The organism is Bradyrhizobium sp., assembly GCF_035652035.1.
Classification (GTDB): domain Bacteria; phylum Pseudomonadota; class Alphaproteobacteria; order Rhizobiales; family Xanthobacteraceae; genus Bradyrhizobium.
Window position 1 is genome coordinate 89553 of the sequence record NZ_DASREO010000014.1, and the last position, 11857, is coordinate 101409.

11 protein-coding genes are annotated in these 11857 nt (G+C 62.7%); 2 read left to right on the top strand and 9 right to left on the bottom strand.

Features of this window, described 5'->3' with window-relative positions:
* Nucleotides 1-2: 2 nt before the first annotated feature.
* From VFB05_RS04780 to VFB05_RS04805, 6 genes are all read right to left on the bottom strand, one after another.
* Nucleotides 3-1070, bottom strand: coding sequence for a hypothetical protein (locus VFB05_RS04780; RefSeq protein ID WP_325009443.1), 1068 nt, complete (start codon nucleotides 1068-1070; stop codon nucleotides 3-5).
* A 117-nt stretch (nucleotides 1071-1187) separates the two neighbouring features.
* On the bottom strand, nucleotides 1188-1928 hold the full coding sequence (locus VFB05_RS04785; RefSeq protein ID WP_325009354.1) for an SDR family NAD(P)-dependent oxidoreductase: 741 nt from the start codon (nucleotides 1926-1928) through the stop codon (nucleotides 1188-1190).
* Between the two features lie 91 nt (nucleotides 1929-2019).
* Nucleotides 2020-3540 carry an amidophosphoribosyltransferase gene (purF, locus tag VFB05_RS04790; RefSeq protein ID WP_325009356.1) on the bottom strand — a complete coding sequence of 507 codons (1521 nt, stop codon included), beginning with the start codon at nucleotides 3538-3540 and terminating at the stop codon, nucleotides 2020-2022.
* Between the two features lie 23 nt (nucleotides 3541-3563).
* Nucleotides 3564-4193 carry a CvpA family protein gene (locus VFB05_RS04795; protein WP_325009359.1) on the bottom strand — a complete coding sequence of 210 codons (630 nt, stop codon included), beginning with the start codon at nucleotides 4191-4193 and terminating at the stop codon, nucleotides 3564-3566.
* 153 nt (nucleotides 4194-4346) lie between these two features.
* Nucleotides 4347-5798: a DNA repair protein RadA gene (gene radA / locus VFB05_RS04800; protein WP_325009361.1), complete on the bottom strand. Its 1452-nt coding sequence runs from the start codon at nucleotides 5796-5798 to the stop codon at nucleotides 4347-4349.
* A gap of 79 nt (nucleotides 5799-5877) precedes the next feature.
* Nucleotides 5878-6600: a sulfite exporter TauE/SafE family protein gene (locus VFB05_RS04805; protein WP_325009363.1), complete on the bottom strand. Its 723-nt coding sequence runs from the start codon at nucleotides 6598-6600 to the stop codon at nucleotides 5878-5880.
* A gap of 154 nt (nucleotides 6601-6754) precedes the next feature.
* On the opposite strand from VFB05_RS04805, the gene soxC reads away from it, so the two are divergent.
* Both soxC and VFB05_RS04815 read left to right on the top strand, forming a co-directional pair.
* Nucleotides 6755-8092 (top strand): sulfite dehydrogenase, encoded by a 1338-nt coding sequence (gene soxC / locus VFB05_RS04810; RefSeq protein ID WP_325009365.1) that lies wholly within the window; start codon nucleotides 6755-6757, stop codon nucleotides 8090-8092.
* Complete coding sequence (locus VFB05_RS04815; protein WP_325009368.1) at nucleotides 8079-8615, top strand: c-type cytochrome; 537 nt, start codon at nucleotides 8079-8081, stop codon at nucleotides 8613-8615. The genes soxC and VFB05_RS04815 overlap by 14 nt, the downstream gene beginning before the upstream one ends.
* Nucleotides 8616-8628: 13 nt before the next feature.
* Here VFB05_RS04815 and VFB05_RS04820 read toward each other — a convergent pair whose 3' ends face one another.
* From VFB05_RS04820 to alr, 3 genes are all read right to left on the bottom strand, one after another.
* Complete coding sequence (locus VFB05_RS04820; RefSeq protein ID WP_325009370.1) at nucleotides 8629-9666, bottom strand: HD-GYP domain-containing protein; 1038 nt, start codon at nucleotides 9664-9666, stop codon at nucleotides 8629-8631.
* Nucleotides 9667-9826: 160 nt separating this feature from the next.
* Complete coding sequence (locus VFB05_RS04825) at nucleotides 9827-10594, bottom strand: exodeoxyribonuclease III (protein WP_325009372.1); 768 nt, start codon at nucleotides 10592-10594, stop codon at nucleotides 9827-9829.
* Nucleotides 10595-10627: 33 nt separating this feature from the next.
* A complete protein-coding gene (gene alr, locus VFB05_RS04830; protein ID WP_325009375.1) occupies nucleotides 10628-11818 on the bottom strand; it encodes an alanine racemase in 1191 nt (396 codons plus the stop codon).
* Nucleotides 11819-11857 lie beyond the last annotated feature (39 nt).

Sequence of the window (11857 nt, forward strand, 5' to 3'; positions counted from 1 at the left end):
AGTTATCGCAGCGCGTCCGAAGTCAGTTTGAACTTCTGGATGCGCTTGGCGTTGTCGACCTCGGCTGTATAGACGTTGCCCTTGGGGTCAACGGCGATCGCGTGCACCCAGTGAAACTGTCCGGCGTTGCGGCCGCTTCGCCCAAAACTGCCGACGACGGTGCCATCCGCGCGATTGATGATGCGGATCTCATTGTTCTCGCCGTCCGCATTGAGCAGATAACTCTGCTTCGGATCAGGCCAGATCGCGATATCCCAGACCGCGCCGTTGCCCAGCGTGTTCTTCTCGAAGAACCACTCCTTCACGAAGGTGCCGTCCTTGCGGAAGACCTGGATGCGATTGTTGATGCGGTCGCAGACGTAGACGAGTCCGTCATTGGCGATCTTCACGCAGTGAACGGGACTCGCAAATTGTTGCGAAACCGGCGTCTTGGGATCGTAGGGCGGCTGCTTGTCATCAGCAGGCACATTGCCGTAAGCGCCCCAGTGCCGCTTGTAGGCGCCTGTGGTGGCGTCGAACACGATGACGCGGTGGTTGCCGTAGCCGTCGGCGACATAGATCTCGTTCGCCTCCTTGTCGATGGCGGTCTCGGCCGGCTTGCCGAGCTGCGTGGTGTCGTTGCTGCCTTTGCTCGGCGCGATCTTGCCGATCTGCATCACGAATTTGCCGTCGAGTGTGAACTTCAGGATGGCATTGTCGTTCTCGGCGTTGCCGCCGATCCAGACGAAACCGCGCTCATCGACTTCAATGCCGTGTTCGCGCCCGACCCATTCGTAACCCTCGCCGGGGCCGCCCCAGGCGCGCAAGAGATTGCCGTCGGCATCGAATTCCAGCACCGGCGGCGCCGGCACGCAGCATTTCGAGCGCGGCGGGGTTAAAGTTGCGCCCTTTTCGTCGTCGGTGAGCGAGCGAGGACGATGGATCAGCCAGATATACCCTTCGGAATCGACGGTGATGCCACCGACCTGACCGAGGATCCAGTTGTTGGGCAGCGGCTTTGGCCAGGCCGCATCGACCGCAAAGGTCGGAATCTCGCTGGCTTGTAAGAGATGAGGCGCCACGAGCAGCATCACGGAGGTGATTAACGCCGTGCCGGTGCTTGCGCAAATAGTGCGCATCAAACGGGTCCCGGTCCGCATCGTCACCCTCCCGTCGTTTGTTCTTCTGGCTCCGCTGCCTTCCGGCGCTCACTGCGGCGCGCGAAAGCTCATCAGCGTGCGCGTCGGGTAGTCGTAAAACTTGCCGCTCTCGTTCCACGATGGCAAGCACATCGGCACGATCAATTCAGCTGCCTGTTCGGGCGTATCGAGCGTCATGGGGTCCTCGCCCGGAAAGACCGTGGCGCGCATGTGGGTGCGGATGGGCCCCGGATTGAACAGATTGACCCGCAGCGGCGTCGAGGCCGTCTCGTGGGCCCAGACCCGCGCCAGCGCTTCCAACGCCGCCTTGGAGGCAGCATAAGGGCCGAGATAGCCGGTCGCCTTGTTGGCTACGCCCGAGGTGATGAAAACCGCGCGGCCGGCATCCGACTTCTTGAGCAGCGGCTCCATGCAGCGGATCAATTGAAAATTGGCCGTGACGTTGACTGCGAGCACATCGTTCCACGGTTTCAGGTCGATATGGCCGAGCGGCGAGGAGGGGCCGGCGACGCCAGCGTTGCCGACGAGGATGTCGATCTTGCCGTGGCGCTCATTCAGCGCTGCGCCAAGCCGGGCGATGCCGTCGAAATCGGTCAGACTGAGCGGCACCAGCGTAGCGCTGCCGCCACCTTTGCGGATCTCGTCGTCGAGCTCCTCGAGCCCGCCCTGGGTGCGCGCCACTGCGATGATTTGCGCGCCGGCGCCTGCCAGTGCGCGCGCGGTGGCATAGCCGATGCCGCGCGAGGCGCCGGTGACGAGAGCGATGCGGCCAGTAAGGGGTTTGGTCATGTTTCAATCCACGTTTGCGGCGGGTTTTACAGACGTGGATGGCCGGGACAAGCCCGGCCATGACAGAAAGTTCAGGGTCTGACGCGTCGCGTCAGCTTGCTTCGGCGAGCAACGACAGCTGCCGCGGCTGCGGCTCGACCTGGTCGTGGTCGGTGAGGTTGGTCGGATAGACCCCCGTGAAGCAGTGGTCCGAGAATTTCGGATTGGCGGGATCGCGGCCCGGATAGCCCATGGCGCGATACATGCCGTCGACCGACAGGAACGCGAGCGTGTCGGCGCCGATCAGTTCGCGCATTTCTTCCAGATTGTGGGTTGCAGCCAAGAGGCCGCCGCGATCCGGCAGGTCGATGCCGTAATAGTCGGGATAGATGATCGGCGGCGAGGCGAGGCGGAAGTGAACCTCGCGTGCACCGGCGTCGCGCATCATGCGCACGATCTTCTTCGACGTGGTGCCTCGTACCAGCGAGTCGTCGATCAGGATGATGCGCTTGCCTTCGATCGCGGCGCGATTGGCGTTGTGCTTCATCTTCACGCCGGATTCGCGAATGCTCTGGGTCGGCTGAATGAAGGTGCGGCCGACATAGTGGTTGCGGATGATGCCAAGCTCGAACGGCACCCCGGAATATTGGCTGTAGCCGACCGCGGCGGGAACGCCGGAGTCGGGCACCGGCACCACGACATCGACGTCAACGTGGCTCTCGCGCGCAAGCTGGGCGCCGAAGGCCTTGCGCACGTCATAGACCGAGCGGCCGCCGACGATCGAATCCGGCCGCGAGAAATAGATGTATTCGAAGATGCAGGGGCGGGGCGGCTTGGGCGGAAACGGCTTGTGGCTTTGCGCGCCGCGTTCGTCGAATACGACGATCTCGCCCGGTTCGACGTCGCGGACATATTTGGCGCCGATGATGTCGAGCGCGCAGGTCTCGGATGCGAGGATCGGACAGCCTTCGAATTCGCCGAGCACCAGCGGGCGGATGCCAAGGGGGTCGCGCGCGCCGAGCAATTTCTTGTTGGTCAGCGAGACCAGCGAATAGGCGCCCTCGATCGTCCGCAGCGCCTCGATGAAGCGCTCGATGAAATGATTACGCTTGGACTGGGCGACGAGGTGCAGGATGACCTCGGTATCGGTCGTGGACTGCATCATCGCGCCGCCCCGCACGAGCTCGCGCCGCAGCGTCAGACCGTTGGTCAGGTTGCCATTATGGCCGACCGCAAATCCGCCGGCATTGAGCTCGGCAAACAGCGGCTGCACGTTGCGCAGGATGGTCTCGCCTGTCGTGGAATAGCGGACATGGCCGATGGCGGTATTGCCGGGCAGGCGATCGATCACCTCGCGGCGGGAAAAGGTATCGCCGACGAGGCCCAGGCGCCGTTCGGAATGGAACCGGGTTCCATCGAAGGAGACGATGCCGGCGGCTTCCTGGCCGCGATGTTGAAGGGCGTGAAGGCCGAGGGCGGTGATGGCGGCGGCCTCTGGGTGGCCGAAAATGCCGAACACGCCGCATTCCTCGCGTAGCGTGTCGCCTTCCAGATCGGAGTTTTCCAGGTAGAGGGAGCCGGTATTCGGCTCCTGGGCTTTGGCGTCGTCGGAAGGGCTCTTTTGGCTGTCCATCGCGCCTCTCTTTTGACCTGCTATCACCGGGCCGCGGGCTTTTCGATCAGCTTTTTAAGGCTGTCTCGGGCCGGTTTACTATATCCGTCGCCTGACGGCGTGGCCGCCGGGTCGGCGTCAGTCTGCTCATCTTCGGGTTTATTCTTCTTGAATCTCTTCAAAATGGTGTTCTCGGGGTCATCCGGCAAGAGCGCCATCAGCCAATCCCCGGTTCCTTGCAGGACCACCCGGGATTTCGCCGCCGTCACCCAGTCCGGCCGTTGCTTGTCGGGAACCAGCCAGGTGAAGAACAGGAAGGCCACCACGACGATCAACAAGCCGCGCGCCAGCCCGAACAGGAAGCCGAGGGTGCGGTCGAGCGCCCCGATCCGGGAATCCAGGATCATGTCTGAAATCCGCACGGTGATGACCGAAACAACGATCAGGGTGGCGACGAAAACACCGGCGACCACGACGATGCTCGCGACGGTGTCGTTGTTGAAATAGGTCTTGGCGGTCGGCAGCAGCTTGGAGAAGGAATAGAGCGTCACAAGCGCGGCGGTGCCCCAGGCAGCGATGGAGAGGATTTCGCGCATGAAGCCGCGCACCATCGCTAGCAGGCCGGAGATCAGCATCACGGCGAGCAAAACGAGATCGAGAATTGTAACAGGCATCGGCTGGTCAGGTCCGCATCAAGGTTCAAACCGAATCGGTTTGTCGGCACCGCCATAAGCTGACGGCCCGATGGGGCGCTCGGCAAGCCCGGAAAAGTGTCCAGGCTTGCGCGCCGGATGTATAGCGGCGGGGGCGAGTAAGGTCACGCCCACCTAGCCTTCCTGACGACGGAATCTCGCAGGTGTGGCATTTTTTTCGTTTGCCGCGTCCCTGTTCCCTCGAGGGGATCCGCGCGCGGCGATTTCTGCAACCAGGCTGGTTAGCCCTCCAACCGACGTGAGCGCCAGGCCGGAATCGCTGCCGGCCTCGCCGCGGGCCGATTCGGGCAATACAGCGCGCTTGAAGCCGAGCTTGGCGGCTTCCTTGAGCCGCGCCGAGGTCTGCGCAACCGGGCGAATCGCGCCCGACAGCGAAATCTCGCCGAAATAGACCGCATCCGCCGGTAGCGGCGCATTGACGAGCGACGAGACCAGAGCGGCGGCCGCGGCGAGGTCGGCGGCTGGTTCCTGGATGCGAAGCCCACCGGCGACGTTGAGGTAAACATCGTGGCCCGACAATTTGACCCCGCAATGAGCCTCCAGCACGGCCAGCACCATCGACAGCCGGCTGGGGTCCCAGCCCACGACGGCGCGGCGCGGCGTGCCAAGCGAAGTCGGCGCCACCAGCGCCTGCAATTCCACCAGCACCGGGCGGGTGCCTTCGATGCCGGCGAACACGGCGGTGCCCGGGCTGCCGAGATCGCGCTCGGATAAAAACAGCTCGGAAGGGTTGGAGACTTCGCGCAGGCCAAGGCCTGTCATTTCGAACACGCCGATCTCATCGGTCGGGCCGAAGCGGTTTTTCACCGCGCGCAGGATGCGGAACTGCTGCGAGCCTTCGCCCTCGAACGACAGCACCGCGTCCACCATGTGTTCGACCACGCGAGGGCCGGCGATCTGGCCGTCCTTGGTGACATGGCCGACGAGAATGATCGCCGCACCGGATTTCTTGGCAAAACGAATGAGCGCCTGCGCCGAGGCGCGGACCTGGGTCACCGTGCCGGGCGCGGATTCAACCGTATCGGTCCACATCGTCTGGATCGAATCGATCACGATCAGGCGCGGAGTTGCGCCTTCGGAAAGCGTTGAAACGATATCCTCAACCGAAGTCTCAGCCGCGAGCTGTACCGGCGCGTCGGCGAGCCCCAGGCGCTCCGCGCGGAGCCGCACCTGCGCCACGGCTTCCTCACCGGAAATATAGACGGCGCGGTGGCCGGCGCGCGCGAGTTGGCTCGTCGCCTGCGTCAGCAGCGTCGATTTGCCAATGCCGGGATCGCCGCCGACCAGAAGCACGGAGCCGCGGACAAAACCACCGCCGGTGACGCGGTCGAGCTCGGCCATGCCGGAGGAGAGGCGTGGGGCGTCCTGGCTTTTGCCGGAAAGGCTTTCCAGCGCAAACTGCCGGCCCTTGCGTTTGGAGCGGATCGAGACTGGCATTGTGGTGGCGCCGGTCGTGTCCTCCTCGACCAGCGTATTCCACTCGCCGCAGGAATCGCATTTGCCCTGCCAGCGGTTATAGGCCGCGCCGCAGTTCTGGCAGACGAAGGAAAGGCTGGATTTGGCCATGCGGAAATCGGGCACAGATTCGAGGGTTAGGTCCCACCCATAGCATGGAATGACGGCCGCGCCGCAGGCCAAGGGGGATTTACGACAATCCCGTCCAAACCATGGAAAGGCCGGACGCGATCATGATGCCGTCCATGACGTGATGGAACACGTCCGGCTTCATGTGCAACACAAACCGCTTGGCGATGAACGCGCCAAACATCAGCGACGAGCCCGCAATCAGGCCCTGCAAAGCGACTTCGCCTGTCAACGCGCCGAAGCGCTGGAAGGTGACGGATTTGCTCACGTACATGCCAAGCGAACTCGCCGCCTCCGTGGCAAGGAAGGCGCCCTTGGTGAGACCGTAAAACAAAAACAGCGGCACGCTTAAGGGACCGGTCGAGACGACAATGCCGGTGAGGTAGCCGATCGCGGCTCCGCCGATGGCGAGATGCCAGAGCGAAAGCTTCAGTTGGTGACTGGCGAGCCAATGCCGCATCGGCACCATCGCGATCAGAAACAGGCCGATGGAAATATCCGCGATGTGCGATGGCAGCACGAGCAAGGTGCGCGCGCCGAGCGCGGCGGCCGGAATCGCGGGGACGGAATAGGCCGCGCAGGCGCGCCAGTCGACATCGCGGTACCAGGCGAGGATACGTGAGAGGTTGGCCATCACAGCTGCGATCGCCATGATCGGAACGGCCTGTTTGGGACCGTACTCATAAATCAGGACCGGCATCAGCATGATCGATGAGCCGGTGCCGACGATGCCCGAAATGGTGCCCGCGATCAGCCCGACGGCGAGGATGAAGAGAAAGCTCAACCGTCTGTGCTCCTGCCGACTGTTTCGATTTGGCGATGACGCCGTTTTGTATAGCGCTATGAGCGAGCGGATATAGACGGCAACACGGCCAAGGGCTAGCGTATTGGCCAAGCGGTGAATGGTTGAAAAAGCTCATCGCACAGGGAGGGCTGTGATGGACAAGTCCGCCGACGGCATCGCGCCGAAGCGCGATGCGTATAGCCACGATTTGCCGGTCGTTGCCGGCAATGGATTGATCGACCGCCGCGCGCTGCTCGGACGCGGCGTGGCGCTCGCAGGAGCGATGGGGGCGGGCATTAGCTCTTCCATCGCAGCCGGCGCCGAGCCGCTCACTGAAGATCCATGGAGCCTGGAGATCGGCGAAGCGACGCCGCCTTATCAGACGCCCTCGAAATTCGAGGCCAAGGTGATCCGCACGCGGAGCAACCCCAACAACGAGCCGCGCAATTCGCATGCGCGCACGCCGCATCATTTGCTTCAGGGAACGACCACCCCGAATGGGCTGCACTTCTCCATCAATCACGGCGGCATTCCGGTCATCGATCCGGACAGGCATCGCCTCGTGATCCATGGTCTCGTGAAGCAGCCGCTCGAGTTTTCGCTCGAGACGCTGTCGCGCTATCCGCAAGTCTCGCGCGTCACCTTCCTCGAATGCGGCGGCAACAGCGCGCCGATGTTTGCGCCCGAGCCGATGCAGGAAACCGTGCAGGCGCTGCACGGGCTCGTCTCCTGCGCCGAGTGGACCGGTGTCATGCTCTCGACGCTGCTCGAGGAAACCGGCATTGATCCGAAGGCGAAATGGATAGTCGCCGAAGGCGCCGACTCACCGCGCCTCAGCCGCAGCGTGCCGGTGAAGAAGGCGCTGGATGACGCGATGATCGCGCTCTACCAGAACGGCGAGCGCCTGATGCCCGGCAACGGTTATCCGATGCGCCTGCTGTTGCCCGGCTACGAGGGCAATATGAACGTCAAGTTCCTGCGCCGCATCAAGCTCGTCGAGCAACCCGCGATGAGCATGTACGAATCGCGGACCTATTCGCAGATCCTGCCCGACGGCAAAGCCTATCGGTTCTACTTCCTGCAGGAGGTCAAATCCTTCATCACCAATCCGTCCCACGGCATGGCGTTGAAGGGGCCCGGTCTCTACGAGATTTCCGGCGTCGCCTATTCCGGCACCGGGCGGATCGAGAAGGTGATGATTTCGGCTGACGGCGGAAAAAGCTGGGCGCAGGCGGCGCTTCAGGAGCCGGTCTTGAGCAAGGCCTTCACGCGCTTTCGCATGCCGTGGCGCTGGGATGGTGGTCCGGCGACGCTGCAAAGCCGCGCATGGGACGAAGCGGGGAATGTGCAGCCGACCCGCGCCGAGTTCGTCGCGGTGCGCGGCGAACTGACAAAACAACCGCCGATATTGAGCTTCCCCAACCAGCATTACAACTCGATCACAAGCTGGGGTGTTGGAACGAGCGGCGAGGTTAAGCATGTCTACGCTTAGGCCCGTTGTCTTTTCCGCAGCCCTGCTGCTTGCGGCAACCGCAAGCGTCTCGCTGGCCGAGACGCCGCATCTTGGCAAGCCGATCGATGAGGCCTCGATCGCCAACTGGGATATCAGCATCCTGCCCGATGGAACGGGCTTGCCGAAGGGCAGTGGTACGGCAGCGCAAGGCGCGCCGATCTTTGCCGAGAAATGCTCGGCCTGCCACGGCGATAATGGCAAGGGCGGCATTGCGAACGCACTCGTCGAAGAGGACAAGAAGATTGTCGGCATCTCGGCGTCGCAGAAGACCATCAAGAACTTCTGGCCCTACGCCACGACGATCTTCGATTTCATCCGCCGCGCGATGCCGTACAACGCGCCGCGCTCGCTGAGCGACGACGAGGTCTACGCGCTCACCGCCTATATTCTGGCTGGAAACAAGCTGATCGACTCTGGCGACACGATGAATGCGGAAACCCTGCCGAAGGTGAAGATGCCCAATCGCGACAACTTCATCATCCGCTTTCCGGATCGGATCTAGACCAAAAAAGCGTTTAGGCAACCATCGCGACGTCGCGAAACGCTTTCACGAGCGGCGTTTCAAGCTTGCCGTCCATGTCGCACAGGATCTTGTAGGCGTCCTGACGTGACAGCGGTTGGCGGTATGGCCGCGATTCGATCAGCGCAGCGAAAATATCCGAGATGGTCAGCAGCCTCACCAGATCGGAAATCTGTCCACCCGGGAGATGATCTGGATAGCCCGAGCCGTCGAGATATTCGTGGTGGTGTTTGACGGCGTCGAGCGTCTCTGCGCTGATGTTGGGAATGTCCTTGAGCAGATCGTATCCGATCACCGGATGCTGCTTCATGATATCTTCTTCGTCGGGGTCAAGACGCCCTGGCTTGTCGAGGATCGCAAGCGGGATCCGAGCCTTGCCGATGTCATGCAGAGTGGCCGCCATGCCAAGTCGCTTCACGTCCTGGGGCGGGAAGTTCATGTCCAGCGCAAATGCCACCGCAATGCCGGTCACCAATAGACAGTGCTGGAAGGTTCCTTCGTGATACTTCCGGACGTTATCGAGCCATCCGTTCAAACCGTTCTGATCGATGCTCGCGATGATCTGACTGGTGACGGTTTCGGCATCGGCGAGGTGGATCGTCTTGCCGTTTCCGATTGCCGAGAACATCGCGGCGAAGGCTTTCCCGCAATCGGTCATCCAGGCCGGTCCGGCCTCGCGGCCGCTTTCGGCAGCACGCATCGCGGCCTCGACCTGCGTCAGCTTCGAAGCCGCCTGCTTGGCGCTGTGAACCACTCCGGTTGCTCCGAGCGCATAGGCTTGAGCAACCAGGTGATGCAGGTGCCGGTGGACGACGAACAGCCTTTCGCCGATCGCATCCAGGTCCTTCATCACATGCTTGATCTGGTCGACGCGTTCGCCTTGGCGCAGGTCGGCGTCCACCATGAGCACGCCGCTTGGAGCGAAAATCGGTTCTTGCCCGAGGATGCGGGGGACGACCGGGTACTGCGGCTCCAGCGCCGCGCGAATGGCGGGGATCTTCCCAGGCTCATCGGTCAGGTAACAAACGAGCATTGCAGGCCAATCGAAAATGGTTCAGGCCGTCGGTCGTGAGATAGTAGGATCGTAATAAAATTGCCGATTAGTTTATGATGGCTTCTCTTAAGCAAGAGCTAACTGGTTGCACTGCTGGATGCACAACCGCCTTGGTGGCACACAATCCGGACTTAAATACCTATTTCAGCTCGATCCAGGCCGGGGCGTGATCGCTTGCGCCGTCCTCGCCCCGCACCGGGCGATCGACGCCCGCCTTCTTCAGCCGCGGGGCAAGGACCGGGCTGAGCAGGAGATGGTCGAGCCGCAGCCCTGCGTCGCGCGGCCAGCGGTTGCGCTTGTAGTCCCAGAAAGTGAACATCGGCTTTGACGGGTGCAGCGTCCGGATTGCGTCGGTCCAGCCTTGCGCGAGGAGCGATTTGAATGCCGCGCGGCTCTTCGGCTGGATCAGCGCATCCTTGTCCCACGATTTCGTCGGATAGATATCGAGTGCGGTCGGCGCGACGTTGTAGTCGCCGGCGAGCACCACGGGCACGTCCTGTTTGATGAATGTGGCTGCGTGTGTCCGGAGTTTTCTGAACCAGTCGAGCTTGTAATCGAATTTCGGTCCCGGCTGCGGATTGCCATTCGGCAAATAGATGCTCGTCACAATAACGCCCCTGACCGCGGCTTCGATGTAACGCGCTTGGTCATCCTTGCTGCCGGGCACAGAGTTGCGGATCAATATCGGGTCGGCGTTTCGCGCCAGGATAGCGACGCCATTCCAGGTCTTCTGTCCGCGCCACACCGCACCGTAACCGGCCTTCGCGATTGCCCCTTGCGGGAAGTCGCCGTCGGTCGATTTCAACTCCTGCAGGGCGACGATGTCAGGCTTGGCTCGGCTGAGCCATGCCAGAAGATTGGGCAGGCGGCGGTTGATATTATTGATGTTGAAGGTCGCGACTTTCATCGCGGCGTCGAACCTGACTTCGAGGCCGCGCTCTTATCCGTCAACGGCTTCGCCTTTGTAGACCCGCGCGTAACGCGAGCCGAGGCTGGTGAGAACTTCATAGCCGATGGTGCCGAAGTGGTGGGCGAGCTCGTCGATGGTGATGCCCTCGCCAATCAGGGTGACGAGGTGGCCACGGCGCACGGCGTTCCTTTCGAGGTCGGTGACGTCGACGGCCATCAGGTCCATCGAGATGCGCCCGGCAACCGGGCAGCGCTTGCCAGCGACGATGACTTCGGCGCCGCGCGTGCCGTCATTGCTGCTGCCGGCACGGAAATAGCCGTCGGCATAACCTGCAGAGACGATCGCCAGGCGAGTCGGACGGCGCGCGGTCCAGTTGCCGCCGTAGCCGACGCTGTCGCCGCGTTCGACATCGCGGATTTGCACGACGCGCGCCTTCAATTCGACGACCGGCTGCATTGGATTGTCGGCCTCCGGTGTCGGGTTGACGCCGTAGAGGGCGGCGCCCGGCCGCACCATGTCGAATTGAAATGCGCCTCCGAGAAAAATGCCGGACGAGTTCGACAGTGAAGCGGGCACGCCGGAAAACGCGCTGGCAATCTCGCGGAAGGCCGCGAGCTGCCTGGCGTTCATCGGATGATTGAGGCTTTCGGCGCAGGCGAGGTGACTCATGACCAGCGATATGCCGTGATCGCCGGCGTTGATCCTGGGAATGAGACCTTGCGCTTCGGCGATGGTGAGGCCGAGCCGCTGCATGCCGGTATCGATGTGGATGGCCGCGCCGCCCGCCCAGCCGGTGCGGCGGCAAAACACGTCCCATTCGGCGAGTTCGTTGAGGTCGCCGATGACGGGCCGCACGTCAATTGCGGCGTAGGCATCGCCGTTATTCTGGATCAGTCCGTTGAGGACATAGATGACAGCGGAGGGCAGCGCTGCCCGCGCCGCGGCGGCTTCCTCGGCGGTCGCCACGAAAAAGGTCTTGCAGCCGGCCTTGGCGAGCGCCCGCGCGACCGGCGCTACCCCGCAGCCGTAGGCGTTGGCCTTGATAACAGCCGAACACTCGGCGGGCACGGCGGTTTTCTCGAGTTTGCGCCAGTTGGCGACCAGCGCATCGAGGTCGACGGTCAGAATGCCGGTGACGGCAGCCAGCGCCGCCGCCTTGTTGGCTTCCGGCGAGAGGATGGAATCGGCCGGCAGCGATTTTGGATCGGGGGCAATGTTCATGCCGCATTTTAGGCACGCAGGCGCGGCCGTTCAACCCGA